Origin of the sequence: Streptomyces lincolnensis (assembly GCF_021173675.1) — a bacterium.
GTDB classification, from domain to species: Bacteria; Actinomycetota; Actinomycetes; order Streptomycetales; family Streptomycetaceae; genus Streptomyces; species Streptomyces lincolnensis_B.
This window is the reverse complement of record NZ_JAIHON010000013.1, coordinates 123,708-139,726: the sequence shown is the minus strand read 5'-3', so window position 1 is coordinate 139,726 and position 16,019 is coordinate 123,708. Positions and strand designations below refer to the sequence as shown.

Below are 16,019 nucleotides of genomic sequence, written 5' to 3'. Positions count from 1 at the left end.
GCTACTCGCGGTTTCCGGAGACGGTCTCGCGCATGGCCCGCAGCGACTCCTTGAGCGAGCCCATGGTGGCGAGGACGGCGGTGGGCTCGTAGCCGCAGTGCGCCATGCAGTTGGCGCAGCGCGGGTCCTTGCCGCGGCCGTACTTGTCCCAGTCGGTCTCCTCGATCAGCTCCCGGTACGTCGGCACATAGCCGTCGCTCATCAGGTAGCAGGGGCGCTGCCAGCCGAAGAGGGAGTAGTTCGGGATCGCCCACGCGGTGCACGGGAAGTCGACCTTGCCCTCCAGGAAGTCCAGGAAGAGCGGGGAGTGGTTGAGCCGCCACTTGCGCCGGTTGCCGCCCGCGAAGGCCTTCTTGAACAGCTCGCGGGTCTGCTCCACGCCCAGGAAGTGCTCCTGGTCGGGCGCCTTCTCGTAGGCGTAGGCGGGCGAGATCATCATCTCGTCGACCTTGAGGTCGTCGTTGAGGAAGTTGAGCACCTCGATGATGGTCTGCGGGGTGTCGGTGTTGAAGAAGGTCGAGTTGGTGGTGACCCGGAAGCCGCGCTTCTTGGCCTCCTTGATCGCCTCCACCGCCTCGTCGAACACGCCCTCCTTCGCCACCGACTCGTCGTGCCGCTCACGCAGCCCGTCGATGTGCACGGCGAAGGCGAAGTACGGCGAGGGCTTGAACTTGTCCATCTTCTTGCGCAGCAGCATGGCGTTGGTGCAGAGGAAGACGTACTTCTTCTTCGCCACCAACTGCCGCACGATCTCGTCGATCTGAGGGTGCATCAGCGGCTCACCGCCGGCGATGGACACCATCGGCGCACCGGACTCCAGCACCGCCCCGACGGCCTGCGCCACCGGCATGCGCTGCTTCAGCACCCCGGCCGGGTGCTGGATCTTGCCGCAGCCCTCGCACTTCAGATTGCAGGCGAACAGGGGCTCCAGCTCCACGATCAGCGGGAACTTGTCCCGCTTGCGGAGCTTCTGTTCGGCCAAGTATGTAGCGACCTTGATGGACTGACGCAGCGGCATGGCCATCTGGCTCACCTCCTGGGGAGCAGCAAGGAACGGTGCCATTCGTAGAAAGCGGGAAGGACTGAACGAAGGACGCGGAAAGCCGATATTCCACCGCGTACCGTGCCGATCCGGACGAGTTCATGTTCTGGAGCGTCCACGACCACCCGGACGGCCGCAACGGGGCGCTCGCCCTCGCGTACGGCGCTCAGGAGCGTGGCCGCGGATTCCATGTCGACCGCGATCGCGCCGGTCGCGAACAGGTCCGACCGTTCGTGACCGCGGACGACGTGATCGGAACCGGTGAGAGGTCCGGTGTGGACGGTGCTCCCGGGCACGGCCCGCACCAGTTCCTCGACGAGCAGGTCGGTCCCGACGCACCGGACGGTGCCTCGCGGATGACGGGTCTCCTCGGCGACCACGAGATCGCCGGGGTGCATACCGGGGGCGAGTCCCGCGCAGAAGCCGGTGGCCAGCACGGCGGCCCCGGCGAGTTCCGGGTGGGCCAGGACCCGGGCGACGGAGACCTCGGCGGCCTCCGGCCCCATGCCCGTGCGCAGGACGGTCACCGGCCCGCCCGCCGCACCGCGGTCGCCACCGCGCAGGGCGAGGCGCTCGATGCCGAGCGCGCAGGCGATCAGCAGCGGGGCCGGGGCGGGCTGGGTGCTCATCAGCCCTCCTTCGCTCCGGAGAACGGCTCTCCGTGGACGTACCGGCCGAGTGCGGTGAGAGGGAACACCTGCCGGTAGAGGTGGTAGTTGATGGAGAAGTCCCACGGGAACCCGGTGCCGGTGAAGTGGGGCTCGTCCCAGGAGCCGTCCTCGCGCTGGGTGCTCGCCAGCCACTCGACGCCCCGCTCCACGGCCTTGGAGTCCCGCTCCCCCGCCGCCAGCAGCGCCATCAGCGCCCAGGCCGTCTGCGAGGCGGTGGAGGCACCGCGGCCGCTCCACTCCTTGACGTACTTGTAGGAGCGCAGGTCCTCGCCCCAGCCGCCGTCGTCGTTCTGCGCCTTCTCCAGCCAGGCCACCGCCCGCCGGATCGCCGGGTGCGAGCCGGGGAATCCGGCGGCGACCAGGGCGGGCACCACCGACCCGGTGCCGTATACGTAGTTGACGCCCCAGCGCCCGAACCAGGAGCCGTCCGGCTCCTGTTCGGCGAGCAGCCACTGGATGCCGCGCCGGGTGCGCGGGTCGTGGGCGAGCCCCTCGACGGCCAGCATCTCCACCACGTGCGCGGTGACGTCGGCGGAGGGCGGGTCGATGACCTCGCCGAAGTCGCAGAACGGCAGCCGGTTGGGGAACGGGCTGGTGTTGTCGACGTCGAAGGCGCCCCACGCCCCGTTCTTCGACTGCATCCCGAGGTTCCAGCGCACCCCGCGCCCGATCGCCTTCTCCACCCGCTCCGGGTCGTGGTGCCGGACGCGGCGCAGCGCGAGGACCACCTCGGCGGTGTCGTCGATGTCCGGGTAGTTGTCGTTGTGGAACTCGAACGCCCAGCCGCCCGGCGGGAGTTGGGGCCGCTTGACCGCCCAGTCGCCGGGACGGACGATCTCCTCGCCCAGCATCCAGTCGGCCGCCTTGACGAGCTGCGGATGGTCGGCGGGGACACCGGCGTCGGCGAGCGCGATGGTGGCGAGGCAGGTGTCCCACACCGGCGACTGGCAGGCCTCGATCATCCGGGCCCCGTCCTCGCGCCACACGGCGAACCGGTCCAGGGACTCCAACCCGGCCCGCATCACCGGGTGTTCGAGGTCGTAGCCGAGCAGGTGCAGGGCGATCACCGAGTACACGGCCGGCGGCTGGATACCGCCCCAGCAGCCGTCGTTCTCCTGCCGCTCGATGATCCAGCGGGCGGCGCTGTTCATCGCCGCCCTGCGCAGGCGGCGGGGGGCGACCTTGCGCAGCTGGTGCAGCGCCTTGTCCAGACGCTGGAAGGCACCGTCCCAACTGGCCACCGGGGCAAGGGGCCCGGCGGGGTTGGGGTCGGCGGGGTCGGTGTGCAGCTCGTCCAGAGCGAAGGGCGCGGGACGTACCGGGCGCTTGGCGGAGACGATCGTCAGCGGGACGATGGTCTGCCGGGCCCAGCACCCGAAGTCGTAGATGTTGAGCGGCATCCACTTGGGGAAGTAGATGAGTTCCGGGGGGAGTTCGGGCAGGTCCTCCCACTTCCACCAGCCGAACAGGGCGAGCCAGATCCGGGTGAAGACCCGGGCGGCGGCGATCCCGCCCCGCTCGCGGATCCAGGCCGACGCCTTCGCCATGTGCGGGGCGTCCGGCGCGTCCCCGGCCAGCCGCAGGGCGACGTACGCCTCGATGGTGGTGGAGAGTTCGCCCGGTCCGCCGTAGAAGGTGGCCCAGGTGCCGTCCTCGCGCTGCTCGCCGCGGATGAAGAGCGCGGCGGCGCGGGTGGTGGCCTCGTCGCGGATGCCCAGGAACTGGCGCAGCAGCAGGTCCTCGGCGTCCATCGTCACATTGGTCTCGAGGTCGCCCTTCCACCAGCCCTGGGTGTCCTGCCGGGACAGCAGGAAGTCGGTGGCGCGCCGCGTGGCGCGTACGGCGGCTTCGTGTACCCCGGCCGCCACGGGGGTGCGGATGTCGGTTTCGCTGGCCGCGGCAGCGCGGGGCGGCAGGGCCCCGGTGCTTCCGTCGGTCGTCGCTGTCATGGCTTCCCCTTCGTGCAGTGTGCAAGCGGTGCTCTGCTGTGGGTCCGCCGTCGGCCGGTGCGCTGTGGTGCGGAGCACCGGCCGGCGACTACGCGAGGGCTATTCGACCGATAGTGATCATCTCTTTCGTACGACGACGAAGTCGGCGAGTGCGGTGAACCGGGCCCGCACCCGGTCGGGCATGTCGACGGCGTTCAGGGCCTCGACGGCGACGGTGTGCTGGCGGCGGGCTTCCTCGGCGGTCCACTCACGGCCGCCCGCCTTCTCGATGAGGTCGGCGCGGGCCGCGAACTCCGCCTCGGAGAAGTTCTCGAAGTCGTTGCTCTTGGCGTCGGCGGCGAGCATCTCGCCGAGCCGCTCGGAGGCGGCGCCGCCCGCCGCGAGCGCGGCCACGACCGGCAGGGACTTCTTGCGCTGGCGCAGGTCGCTCCAGGTCTGCTTGCCGGTGGAGACCGGGTCGCCCCAGATGCCGAGCAGGTCGTCGACGGCCTGGAAGGCGAGGCCGAGGTGGTAGCCGTACTTCTCCAGGGTGTCGGCGGTGCGGTCGTCGGCGCCGCCGAGGACCGCACCGATGGAGCTGGCGCAGGCGAGCAGGGCGCCGGTCTTGTTGCCCTCCATCTCCAGGCACTCCTCGACGCTGACGCGGTCGCGGTGCTCGTAGGAGATGTCCTGCGCCTGGCCGTCGATCAGGGCGCGGGTGGCGGTGGTGAGGCGGCGGGTGGCGCGGCCGGCCTCGACGGTGCCGAGTTCCAGCAGGACCTCGTTGGCCAGGGCGAACAGGGCGTCACCCACCAGGATGGCCTGGGCGGGGCCGTGCACCTTCCAGACGGTGTCGCGGTGGCGGCGCTGTTCGTCGCCGTCCATCAGGTCGTCGTGCAGCAGCGAGAAGTTGTGGACCAGTTCCACGGCGACCGCCCCGGGGACGCCCACCTCGGGCGCCGCACCGGTGACCTCGGCGGAGAGCACCGCGAGCGCCGGGCGCACGGCCTTGCCGCCGTCGCCGTCCGCGGGGTTGCCCTCGGCGTCGATCCAGCCGAAGTGGTAGGCGGAAACGGTGTCCATGGGAGCCGCCAGGCGGTTGACGGCCGCCCGCAGTACCGGTGTGGCCAGGGTCCGGCCGCGCTCCAGAAGCGCGGCCACGTCCACCGCGGTTTCTCGAGCGGCCGTCGAGGCCGGGGGCACAGTGGGCACGGATTCTCCTCTTGTTGCGGTGACGGAGGGGGTGCGGGAATGTGCCGAGCCGTGCTGATCGAGCATCAGGCCGCCTCCTCGATGGCGAAGAGGTGGCGGGGGCGGGGCCGGCCCAGGGCGCCGAGAGCGGCCTGCGCCGCGCTCACACCGCTGCGGACCGCACTCTCCATGGTCGCGGGCCACCCGGTGGCGGTCCACGCTCCGGCCAGGTACAGGCCGGATGCCTTGGTGCGGGCGCCGGGCCTGAGGCGCCCGACACCGGGGGTGGGGGCGAACGTCGCCGTCCGCTCCCGGGTGACGAAGAAGTCCTTCACCTCGGCGCCGCGCGCGCGGGGCAGCAGTCGCTCCAGCTCGGGCAGGTAGCGCTCGCGCAGGGCCGCGACCGGCTCGTCGATCTCGTCGTGCGCGGCCGACTGCGACAGGGCGAGGTACTGGCCCCGGTGGAGCCCGGAGGCCTCGGTGCGGTCGAACACCCACTGCACCGGAGTGCCGAGGGCCGCGAAGAAGGGCCTGGCGAGGACTTTCCGGTCGTAGACGACATGGACGTTCAGGATCGGCGCGGTGCCGATCTCCAGCAGCCGTTCGGGAGCGTCGAGGGCCCCCGCGGGCAGCAGGTCGTGCGCCTCGCGCTGCGGTACGGCGAGCACGACCACGTCGGCGGTGAGCGTCTCGCCGGGAACCCGGACGCTCCAACGGCCGTTGTCTTCGGTAGAGATGGAGGTGACGCGTGTACGGACTTCGGTACGCACGCCCGCGGAGTCGAGCGCCTTGCGGGCGAGCCGGTCATGCAGGTCACCCAGCGGGACGCGCGCCCATCCGATGTCGGCCGCGCCCGGGTCGGACAGCAGACCGGTCTTGAACACCATCGCGGCGAGCCCCAGCGAGGCGTCGCCCGCGACCGCGTTGAGGGTGGCGACCCCGACCAGGTCCCACAGGGCTTCGACGGCACGCGCCGACTGACCGTGCGCGGTCAGCCAGCTGCCGAAGTCCTGGGTGTCCAGGCTCGGATCGGCGAGGTCGAGCCCCTTGAGCGCGAGCGCGGCACGGCCCACCCTGGCGCGTTCGGCGAGCGAGAGATGCGGGTAGGCGGCGAGGCTGCGCCCCAGATGCAGGGGCACCGGCAGCGCGTCGCGCCGCAGTCTGCCGAGCCGCCGTCCCTCGGGCCGGTCGGCGTCGAGCACGGGCACGTCGAGACGGTTCTGCAGCGGAGCCAGTGCCGCGCCCTCGATCCGGTCGAGGAACCAGCGGTAGGCGGTGCAGCAGCGCAGGTACACGTGCTGTCCGTTGTCGACGGTCAGGCCGTCGCGCTGGAAGGAGAAGGCGAGGCCGCCGAGCCGTGGCCGGCCTTCGAGGAGCGTGACGCCGATACCGGCGTCGGCGAGGGCGAGCGCGGCGGTGATGCCGGCGAGCCCGCCGCCGATCACGACGGCGTCACGCCCGGAACCGGGTCGTCCCGCGGCGTCCGCCCGTGGTCCTTGTCCTTCCGACTGCGTACCGTCGGTCATCGTGCGCCCTCCCCCGAACACCCGCCGTGCGCTGTGGATCGGCCACGGCAGGCCGTCGCAGTCAGGGACGCGGTCCCCCGCCGGAGGGTTGCGTGCCGCTTTTCGCCGGTGGCATCACTTTGGACCGGAATGTCCATCAGGCGCGCCTCCTGACGGTCCGCCGGGTCACATGCCGCGCGTCCAGACCGGACAGACCACGCACGGCGACGTACGCCTTCTCCCGGCCGGGCAGCGAGACCCGGCCGCGCAGCACGGCCTCCGGGTCGCGCTCGATACGGTCCAGGAGGCGACGGTAGATGCCGGCCATGGCGGCGACACAGGCGCCGCTGCGCCGGTCGAGCATGGGGAGCAGCCGGTAGCCCTCGGCGAAAAGGGCGCGGGCCCGTCGCACTTCGAAGTGGACGAGGCCCGCGAAATCGGCGCCCTCCGGGGGTTTCGGCCCCTTGAAGCCGGCCGAGCAGCCGAACTTCGCGAGGTCGTCGGCGGGCAGATAGGTCCGCCCGCCCTCGGCGTCCTCCCGGACGTCCCGCAGGATGTTGGTGAGCTGGAGCGCCAGCCCCAGCGTGTCGGCGTACTCCGAGGCGCGTTCGGCGCCGCGCGCGCCCGGTTCGGTCCCGAACACGCCGAGGGAGAGCCTCCCGATGGCGCCCGCCACGCAGCGGCAGTACACCTTCAGGTCGTCCCAGGTCTCGTAGGTCTCACCGCGGACGTCCATCAGGACGCCGTCGATGAGCTCGTCGAGACCGTCGAGCGGGATCGGGAAGGTCTCCGCGGCATGCGCCAGGGCGACGCCGACCGGGTCGATGTCGTCCTCGTCGACCACGCCCTCGCGGATCCGGGTGAGCAGCTTCCGGGTGTCCTCGAGTCTCTCGATCTTGATGCCGTCGGCCAGCGCGCCGTCGCCGATGTCGTCGACACGCCGGGAGAAGGCGTACAGCGCCGACATCGCGCGACGCTTGGGCGTCGGCAGCAGTCTGATGCCGTACGCGAAGTTGCGGGCCTGCTGTCCGGTCACTGCCTCGCAGTAGCTGTAGGCGGCGAGTACCGGCGCGGACACGTGCGGTTCCCACTCCACGGTCCGGATCACCCCTCTCCTCGCAGAGTGACGCCCACCTCGCGCAGCAGCCGGAGCTTGCCGGGCTTGGGCGGGCCGGGAAGTACGTCGTAATCGGCGGCGGCGATCGCGTGGATCGCCGCCCTTCCTCCCGCCACGAACCCTGCGAGCAGCAGCTTCAACCTGCCGTGGACGCTACCCACCAGGGGGGCGCCTTCATTCAGGAGGTCGCGGGCGCGTTGCGCCTCGTATGCAACCAGGGCGCGCACCGACGCGCCCCCGGTTTTCGTGGCGAGATCCGCCTCCTGGACGTGAAAGCGCTTCATGTCCTCGGCGGGAAGGTAGACGCGGTCGCGGCCGAGGTCCTCGGCGACGTCCTGAAGGTGTTCGACGATCTGCAGGGCCGTGCAGATCGCGTCGGACAGCCGGATCCGCTCGGGGGTCGAGGTGCCGGTGACGGCGAGCACGAGACGGCCGACGGGGTTGGCCGACAGTTCGCAGTAGGCGAGCAGGTCGTCGTAGGTCTCGTAGCGGCCGACGAGCTGGTCCTGGCGGTTGGCGGCGATCAGGCCGAGGAACGGCTCGGGGGTCAGCGCGCGGCGGCGGACGGTCGGCTGGAGGCGGCGCAGCAGCGGGTGACGCGGGGTCGCGTCGAAGACGCGGCGCAGGTCGGCCTCGAAGGCGTCCAGCAGCACCAGACGGTCGTCGGCCGCTTCGGGCGGGACCCCGAGCAGCCGGGCGTCGGCGCCGCCGGGGGCCAGGTCGCCGTCGCCGATGTCGTCGACGAGACGGGCGAAGCCGTAGACGGCCATCAGGTCGGTGCGCCAGGCCCTGGGCAGGAAGAAGGGGGCCACGGGGAAGTTCTCCGCCGCGGCCTTGTCGAGCGTGCCGCGCTCCGTCTCACCGGGGCGCGCCCTGCCGGTTCCCGTCACCGCCGGCTGCCCGGGACGGGGACGGCACGTGCTGCGTGGAGCTGGGGAGTTTCCGTAGCCATTGCCGTCACATCTCCCGTTCTACACCGCAGACCCAATGCACACTATTTCGGACACGCCGCCCGACCCTCCGCGCGGCTGTCCGGGCACAGGGTTGTCGCGCGTTATCGCCCTACTTGCCGCGATTCGGGACCGGTACAGCTTACGTTGTACAACGCTCTGCGGTTCGTCGGGGTGTCCTGCACATCACAACAACACACCGATTGGTGTCAAGATTCCCAAGCGAGGCGGAAGTTGACGTTTCCTTTGCAGACGCGGAGCCCCGCCGGAACAGTTCCGGCAGGGCCCGGGGAAGCGGGGCGGTCCTTTTCGTCCGGGGCGGGTGGACTACCTGCCCGTGAACTTCTCGTACTCCTTGAGGACCTCGTCGGTCGGGCCGTCCATGCGCAGCTCGCCGCGCTCCAGCCACAGGACGCGGTTGCAGGTGTCACGGATCGACTTGTTGTTGTGGCTGACCAGGAAGACCGTGCCGGCCTCCTTGCGCAGCTCCCGGATCCGTTCCTCGGAGCGCTTCTGGAACTTGCGGTCGCCGGTGGCCAGGGCCTCGTCGATCATGAGGACGTCGTGGTCCTTGGCCGCGGCGATGGAGAACCGCAGACGGGCCGCCATGCCGGAGGAGTAGGTGCGCATCGGCAGGGTGATGAAGTCGCCCTTCTCGTTGATGCCCGAGAAGTCGACGATCTCCTGGTAGCGCTCCCTGATCTGCTCGCGGGACATGCCCATGGCGAGCCCGCCCAATATGACGTTGCGCTCTCCGGTGAGGTCGTTCATCAGGGCCGCGTTGACGCCCAGCAGCGAGGGCTGGCCGTCGGTGTAGACCCTGCCGCTCTCGGCCGGGAGCAGGCCGGCGATGGCCCGCAGCAGGGTGGACTTGCCGGAGCCGTTGGAACCGATCAGGCCGACGGCCTCGCCGCGGTAGGCGACGAAGGAGACGCCCCGCACGGCGTGCACCTTGCGCACCCCGCGCTCCTCGCCGCGCTTGAGTATGCGGCTGAGCGCCGCGGTGGCGCTGCCCTTGCCGGTCTTGGCGCCGTTGACGCGGTAGACGATGTGCAGCTCGTCCGCGATGACGGTGGGGACGCGTTCGCCCTTGGCGTGCTCAGCCACGGCCGTACCTCTCCTCCGCCTTCCAGAAGTACACGAACCCGCCGAGGGCGAAGAGCACGGCCCAGCCGCCCGCGGCCGCCCAGACGTGGTCGGGCAGGTACTTCTGGTCGTACGCGTCGATGAGGGCGAAGCGCATCAGGTCCATGTAGATCGCGGCCGGGTTCCACTGGAGGATGTTCGCGATCCACTGCGGCTTGTCCTGCAGGAAGATCGGGATGGAGAACATCACCCCGGACGCGTACATCCAGGTCCGCATCACGAACGGCATGAGCTGTGCGAGGTCGGGGGTCTTGGAGCCCGCCCGGGCCATGATCAGCGCGAGACCGGTGTTGAAGCAGAACTGGAGGACGAGCACCGGCACGATCAGTACCCAGGAGAGGTCCGGATAATGGCCGAATCCGACCGCGACGGCGAACAGCACGATCATCGAGAACAGCAGCTGCTGGAGCTGCTGGAGCGCGAAGGAGACCGGCAGCGCGGCGCGCGGGAAGTGCAGGGCGCGGACCAGGCCGAGGTTGCCGGAGATCGCGCGGACGCCCGCCATCACCGAGCTCTGCGTGAACGTGAACACGAACACGCCGGTGACCAGGAAGGGGATGTACACCTCGCGGGACATGCCCCGGTCGGCCTCCAGGAGCAGGCCGAAGATGAAGAAGTACACGGCCGCGTTCAGCAGCGGGGTGGCCACCTGCCACAGCTGGCCGAGCTTGGCCTGGCTGTACTGGGCCGTCAGCTTCGCCCGGGAGAAGGCGAGGATGAAGTGGCGCCGGTCCCAGAGCTGGCGGACGTACTCCACGAGGGAGGGCCGGGCGCCGCTCACGGTCAGCCCGTGCTTGGCGGCGAGCTGCGCCGCCGTGAGGCTCTCGTCGGGCGGCGCGGGCGCGCTCACCGCGACCGTGCCGTCATGCGTTGTCTCACTCACTGGTGGAAACTTTCGTCTTCGGGATGCGCGGCCTGTGCGGGCCTGGCATGAGTCCCCGGGACCTCGGTCCGGCCCCGGTGCTCTTCTGGACGAGCTTGTCAGATGACGGGGGGCCGGCCCAGTCGGGTCAGCCGCCACACCGTACGCCACTTCATGGGCCGGCGCGGACCGCAGGGAGTCGTCCAGCCTTCCCGGAATCCGCCGAACCACGCCTTCAGGGCGGGCCTCGACGGGCGCCGCACCAGGGTGAGCAGCAGCCAGACGCCGAGGTAGACGGGGATCAGGAGCGCGGGCAGGTTGCGGCGGGCGAGCCAGACGCGGTTGCGGGCGACCATGCGGTGGTAGACCGCGTGCCGCGAGGGGGCGGTCGTGGGGTGGTGGAGGACCATGTCGGACCGGTAGTCGATCATCCAGCCCGCGTCGATGGCCCGCCAGGCCAGGTCGGTCTCCTCATGGGCGTAGAAGAACTCGTCCGGCAGTCCGCCGACCTCGGCGAGGACCTGGGTCCGGACGGCGTTGGCGCCGCCGAGGAAGGTGGTCACGCGGGAGGAGCGCATGGGGTCGGAGGCGCGCAGGCGGGGCACGTGGCGGCGCTGGGTGATGCCGGTGTCCGGGTCGGCGATGCGGAAGCTGACGATGCCGAGCTTCGGGTCGGCCTCGAAGGCCTGGCGGCACAGCTCGGCGGTGTCGTGGCTCGCGAGGAGGCCGTCGTCGTCCAGGAAGAGCAATATGTCGACATCGCGACCGCTGGGGCCGAAGGCCTCGATGCCGACGTTGCGGCCGCCGGGGATGCCGAGGTTCTCCGGCAGCTCGATGGTGCGTACGCCGTCGGGGACGTCCGGCACGGGCGAGCCGTTGCCGACCACGACCGCCTGGACCGGCTCGCCGTCCTGCTTGGCGACCGAGTCGAGCAGGGCGCGCAGTTCGTCGGGCCGGTTGCCCATGGTGATGATGACGGCCCCGACCTTCATGGCCGTGCTCACTTCAGCCTGCTGGAGGCGAGGATCGACACCAGGTGCAGCACGGTCTGGAGCAGGGCGATGCCGGCCAGCACCGCGACGCCGAGGCGGGAGAAGAACAGGTCGCCGCGCGCCTGGTCGGCGATCGCCAGCACCAGGATCAGCAGCGTCGCCTCGATGCCGAGGATCAGCCGGTGGAACTTGAGCAGGGCGGCGGCCCGGCGGGCCAGCGCCATGCCGGAGGAGCGCATCTCGGCGGCGGCCTCCTTGACCGGCGGCATCCCGTTCTGGTGCCGGGCGACACCGACGAGGTCGGTCTCGGCCTTGATCAGGATCGCGCCGAGCGCGGCCAGGGTCCCGAGGAAGGCCCACAGCCAGTCGATACGGCCGGAGCCGAACGGGTCGGCGGCGCGCAGACCGAAGCCGACCAGGACGGCGGCGTCGGTGAGGTAGGCGCCGACCCGGTCCATGTAGACGCCGTTGAGGGAGTACTGCTTCCGCCAGCGCGCGATCTCGCCGTCGACGCAGTCCAGCAGCAGGTACAGCTGGACCGCGACCACGCCGAGCACGGCGCCCGGGATCCCCGGCAGCAGGAGTGCCGGGGCCGCGAGCACGCCGCATACGGTCATCAGGTACGTGAGCTGGTTGGGAGTGACCCTGGTGTTCACCAGGTAGCGGTCGACCCGCAGGGACACCTCACGCATGTAGAGGCGTCCCATCCAGTGCTCACCGCTGCGCCGGTCCTTGACCCCTGCGGGGTGGACGACCGGACGGAGTTCAGCTACCGATGGCCTTGACATAGTCGGCGTAGACGTCCTTGATCTGTTCGGTCTTGAGGTCGAGGTGTTCGAGGATCGTGTAGCGGCCGGGCCGGGTCTCCGGCGCGTACTCCACGGCCCGGACGAACTCGTCCACCGTGAAGCCGATCTCCTCCGGCAGTACCGGCAGCCCGTGCCGGCGCAGCACCTCGGCCATGTAGGCCGACTCCTCGTGTGCTCCGCGCAGGTACATCGCGAAGGCCGCGCCCAGTCCGCACTGCTCGCCGTGGGCGGCGGCCCGCTTGGGAAACAGCAGGTCGAAGGCGTGGTTGATCTCGTGGCAGGCGCCGGAGGACGGGCGGGAGTCGCCCGAGACCGACATGGCGATACCGGTGAGGACCAGGGCCTCGGCCAGCACCTGGAGGAAGGCGTCGTCGCCGACCCCGCCCGGGTGCCTGAGCACCGCCTCGCCGGCCTGACGGGCCATCGCCGCGGCGAGACCGTCGACCTTCTCGCCCTTGACCCGGTTGGCCAGCTCCCAGTCCGCCACCGCGGAGATGTTGGAGATGACGTCGCCGATGCCGGAGCGCACGAAGCGGACGGGTGCCTCACGGATCACGTTCAGGTCGATGACCACCGCGATCGGGTTCGGCACACCGTAGGAGCCGCGGCCCGCGTCGTTGTCGAGGGTGGCGACCGGTGAGCACAGGCCGTCGTGCGCCAGGTTGGTGGCGACGGCGACCAGCGGGAGGCCGACGCGGGCCGCCGCGAACTTGGCGCAGTCGATGATCTTCCCGCCGCCGAGGCCGACGACCGCGTCGTAGTGGCCGGCCTTTATGTCGCCGGCCAGCCGGACCGCGTCGTCGATGGTGCCGCCGCCCACCTCGTACCAGGTGGCGCCGGGCAGGGTCGGGGCGATCCGCTCGCGCAGCCGGGCGCCCGAGCCGCCGCTGACCGCGATGGCCAGCTTGCCGGAGTGCGAGATGCGCTCGTCGGCGAGGACGCAGCCGAGGTCGTCGAGGGCACCCGGGCGGATGTCGACGACGAGCGGGGAGGGGATGAGCCGGGTCAGTACTGGCACGCGATCTCCCGTCCGCGGGCGAGATCGTCGTGGTTGTCGATCTCCACCCACTTGACGTCGCCGATCGGCGCCACGTCGATGCGGAAGCCGCGGTTGACGAGCTCCTGGTAGCCGTGCTCGTAGAACTGCTGCGGGTCGGTCTCCCAGACCGTCTTGAGCGCGTCGGCCAGCTCGGGGGCCGCGTCGCCCTCGATGAGGGTGACGCCGATGTACTCGCCGGTGGCCTCGGCGGGGTCCATCAGCTTGGTGATCTTCGTCATGCCCTCGGCGGGGTCGACGACGACCTTCATCTCCTCGTCGGCCAGGTTCTTCACGGTGTCCAGGGCGAGGATGATCCTCTTGCCCTCGCCGCGGGCGGCGAGCAGGGTCTTCTCGACGGAGACGGGGTGGACGGTGTCGCCGTTGGCGAGGATCACGCCGTCCTTGAGGGCGTCACGTCCGCACCACAGGGAGTAGGCGTTGTTCCACTCCTCGGCCTTGTCGTTGTCGATGAGGGTGAGCTTGAGGCCGTACTTCGCCTCCAGCGCCGCCTTGCGCTCGTACACGGCCTCCTTGCGGTAGCCGACGATGACCGCGACCTCGGTCAGACCGATCTCGGCGAAGTTGCCGAGGGTGAGGTCGAGAACCGTGACCTCATCGGGGCCGCCCTCTATGCCCGCGGGGCCCACCGGCACCAGAGCCTTGGGAAGGCTGTCGGTGTAGGGGCGCAGACGCCGTCCGGCGCCGGCCGCCAGCACGAGGCCGATCATGCGGGTTCTCCTTCATCGTGTACGGCGGGCGCGCCGCCCAAATGAGCGGCCACCCAGAAGCGGATGCTCTCGACGAGCACCACCAGGGCCACGGCCACGGCGAGGGCCGTGAGCGCGACCTTGAACTGCGAGGCGGAGAGCGCGGCGGCCAGGACGGTGACGAGCAGCGTCCGCCCTTCGTGCCCCCCGACGGCGCGCACCAGCCAGGCCGGGGGCGCTCCGGCGTTGCCGCGGATGCGGTACACCGTGTCGTAGTGATGGTAGGCGACGGCCGCCACCAGCCCGAAAGCCGCAGGAAGGGCTCCGTTCACGTCCGCCCGGGCCGCGAGGACCAGGACGGTTCCGTACTCGGCGGCGCGGAAGAGCGGCGGGACCAGCCAGTCGAGGGCGCCCTTGAGGGGGCGGTACAGCGCCTGACCGGCGGTGACCGCGTAGACGGCGGCGCCCGCGACGGGCGCCCAGGTCACCCCGGAGAACAGGGACACCGCGAGGACGGCCGTGCCGGCCAGGGCGACCAGCAGGGGGGCGCCGAGACGGGCCCGTGTGACGCGGGAGACGAGCGAGGCGAGCGGTCCGTTGTCCGCCAGGTCCGCCAGCGCCTGTGCCGCCCGGTCGGTCCGCCGCGCCTTGCGGGTCAGCGAGCGCAGCACCCGCCCCGCCGTCGTGTACGTCGCCGCGAAGGCGCAGCCGACGAGCAGGGCGTAGAAGGTGATCCGCGGGGTGGTGACCGCCGTGAGCGCCGCGATCATCGCCCAGCGCTCGCCGATCGGCAGGACGATCATCCGCCGCACCCACACCGTCCAGCCGACGCTGTCGAGCTTGTCCGAAAGGGCGGCCGTGGGGCTGGTGTTGGCGGTGGCGTCGTGGTTGGCCTCGTTGAAGGAGAAGTCCACGACGTGCCGGCAGGTCTGGAGGACCATCGCGCCGAGGGCGAGCGCCCACACGTCGTCGCCGCCGCGGGCGGCTCCGAGGGCGAGGCCCGCGTAGTAGGCGTACTCCTTGGCCCGGTCGAAGGTGGCGTCCAGCCAGGCGCCGAGCGTGGAGTACTGCAGGGAGTAGCGGGCGAGCTGCCCGTCGGTGCAGTCCAGGACGAAGGACGCGATGAGCAGGACGCCGGCGGCGACGAAGCCGCCGCGGGTGCCGGTGGCCGCACAGCCCGCCGCGATCAGGGCGGTGATCAGCGAGGCGGTGGTGACCTGGTTCGGGGTCAGGCCCCGGCGGGCGCACCAGCGGGCGATGTAGCGGGAGTAGGGGCTGATGCAGTAGGTGGTGAAGAAGCCGTCGCGGGACTTCACGGCCGACTTCAGGCGTACGGCCTCGTCGTCGACGTTCGCGACGGCCTGCCGTGCCTCGTTGCGGGACTGCGGGTCGGCCGGGACCGCGGCGACCAGGCTGCCGAGCTCGGGGTGGTGCACCTCTGCGCCGTCGGCGTCCAGGGCGGTGACGAGGCGGTCGGGGAGGCTGTCGACGGCCAACGCGGTGCCGCCGCCCGCCGAGTTCTCTCGGGCCAGCGCCCGGGTGAGGGGGGTGCGCCCCTCGGGGTCCGCGGTGACGGCTCCCGGGATCGCGGCGAGCGGGAAGCGAGGGTCGGTCAGGCCGAGGCGCAGGGAGTGCACATGGCCGACGAACCGGGCGTCGACCAGGGCGACCCGCTGCTCGCAGGGCGTCTCGGCGACGAGTCGCTCGGCGTCGGCTGCGTCCACGGCGACCTGCACATCGAAGCCGAGGGAGCGCAGATCGCCCTCGATCGACGATCCGGGCACCGGCTGACCGGTGAGGATGGCGGTCGACAACCGAACTCACTCCCTGAGTGCCGACGCACGGGCGCCGGTCATGTCGCATGGTGGGGGCGCCCCTTGGCGTGGCACGGCAGCCAGCCGGGCGGCATGTCGGCAGAGGCTATCGGATAGCCGGAAGGCCGCGTTCACCGCCCGTTCACGGGCCGATCAGCGCCGTCTCCCCCGGCCTTTGCCGCGATCATCATCGGTGATCCAGGGCTCCACCCACAAATGTGCGTTCGCAGACCGGGCATCCGGGAC

Annotated in this window: 15 protein-coding genes; all 15 read right to left on the bottom strand. The window is 71.0% G+C overall.

What is annotated here, in order from left to right:
- Window position 1: 1 nt before the first annotated feature.
- Entirely contained in the window at window positions 2–1,024 is a 1,023-nt protein-coding gene (gene hpnH / locus K4B79_RS34670) for an adenosyl-hopene transferase HpnH (protein ID WP_126275468.1), read from the bottom strand.
- A 5-nt stretch (window positions 1,025–1,029) separates the two neighbouring features.
- Entirely contained in the window at window positions 1,030–1,671 is a 642-nt protein-coding gene (locus K4B79_RS34665; protein WP_232031329.1) for a phosphorylase family protein, read from the bottom strand.
- Window positions 1,671–3,662: a squalene--hopene cyclase gene (shc, locus tag K4B79_RS34660; protein ID WP_232031328.1), complete on the bottom strand. Its 1,992-nt coding sequence runs from the start codon at window positions 3,660–3,662 to the stop codon at window positions 1,671–1,673. The genes K4B79_RS34665 and shc overlap by 1 nt, the downstream gene beginning before the upstream one ends.
- A 117-nt stretch (window positions 3,663–3,779) precedes the next feature.
- Complete coding sequence (locus K4B79_RS34655; protein WP_232031528.1) at window positions 3,780–4,844, bottom strand: polyprenyl synthetase family protein; 1,065 nt, start codon at window positions 4,842–4,844, stop codon at window positions 3,780–3,782.
- A gap of 74 nt (window positions 4,845–4,918) precedes the next feature.
- Window positions 4,919–6,358, bottom strand: a complete 1,440-nt coding sequence (gene hpnE, locus K4B79_RS34650) for a hydroxysqualene dehydroxylase HpnE (protein ID WP_232031327.1) — start codon at window positions 6,356–6,358, stop codon at window positions 4,919–4,921.
- Window positions 6,355–6,495: a DUF6380 family protein gene (locus K4B79_RS48705; RefSeq protein WP_374208540.1), complete on the bottom strand. Its 141-nt coding sequence runs from the start codon at window positions 6,493–6,495 to the stop codon at window positions 6,355–6,357. The genes hpnE and K4B79_RS48705 overlap by 4 nt, the downstream gene beginning before the upstream one ends.
- Entirely contained in the window at window positions 6,495–7,445 is a 951-nt protein-coding gene (gene hpnD, locus K4B79_RS34645) for a presqualene diphosphate synthase HpnD (protein ID WP_232031326.1), read from the bottom strand. The genes K4B79_RS48705 and hpnD overlap by 1 nt, the downstream gene beginning before the upstream one ends.
- On the bottom strand, window positions 7,442–8,344 hold the full coding sequence (gene hpnC, locus K4B79_RS34640) for a squalene synthase HpnC (RefSeq protein WP_232031325.1): 903 nt from the start codon (window positions 8,342–8,344) through the stop codon (window positions 7,442–7,444). Before hpnC ends, hpnD begins: the two co-directional genes overlap by 4 nt.
- 387 nt (window positions 8,345–8,731) lie before the next feature.
- A complete protein-coding gene (locus K4B79_RS34635; protein WP_232031324.1) occupies window positions 8,732–9,511 on the bottom strand; it encodes an ABC transporter ATP-binding protein in 780 nt (259 codons plus the stop codon).
- A complete protein-coding gene (locus tag K4B79_RS34630; protein WP_232031323.1) occupies window positions 9,504–10,433 on the bottom strand; it encodes an ABC transporter permease in 930 nt (309 codons plus the stop codon). The genes K4B79_RS34635 and K4B79_RS34630 overlap by 8 nt, the downstream gene beginning before the upstream one ends.
- A 98-nt stretch (window positions 10,434–10,531) precedes the next feature.
- Window positions 10,532–11,416 carry a glycosyltransferase family 2 protein gene (locus tag K4B79_RS34625; RefSeq protein WP_232031322.1) on the bottom strand — a complete coding sequence of 295 codons (885 nt, stop codon included), beginning with the start codon at window positions 11,414–11,416 and terminating at the stop codon, window positions 10,532–10,534.
- Entirely contained in the window at window positions 11,413–12,192 is a 780-nt protein-coding gene (locus K4B79_RS34620) for a CDP-alcohol phosphatidyltransferase family protein (RefSeq protein ID WP_232031321.1), read from the bottom strand. Before K4B79_RS34620 ends, K4B79_RS34625 begins: the two co-directional genes overlap by 4 nt.
- Window positions 12,170–13,231 carry an iron-containing alcohol dehydrogenase family protein gene (locus tag K4B79_RS34615; protein WP_232031320.1) on the bottom strand — a complete coding sequence of 354 codons (1,062 nt, stop codon included), beginning with the start codon at window positions 13,229–13,231 and terminating at the stop codon, window positions 12,170–12,172. Before K4B79_RS34615 ends, K4B79_RS34620 begins: the two co-directional genes overlap by 23 nt.
- Window positions 13,219–13,980, bottom strand: a complete 762-nt coding sequence (locus K4B79_RS34610) for a phosphocholine cytidylyltransferase family protein (protein WP_232031319.1) — start codon at window positions 13,978–13,980, stop codon at window positions 13,219–13,221. The genes K4B79_RS34615 and K4B79_RS34610 overlap by 13 nt, the downstream gene beginning before the upstream one ends.
- Window positions 13,977–15,773 (bottom strand): DUF5941 domain-containing protein, encoded by a 1,797-nt coding sequence (locus K4B79_RS34605; protein WP_232031318.1) that lies wholly within the window; start codon window positions 15,771–15,773, stop codon window positions 13,977–13,979. The genes K4B79_RS34610 and K4B79_RS34605 overlap by 4 nt, the downstream gene beginning before the upstream one ends.
- Between the last annotated feature and the right edge of the window lie 246 nt (window positions 15,774–16,019).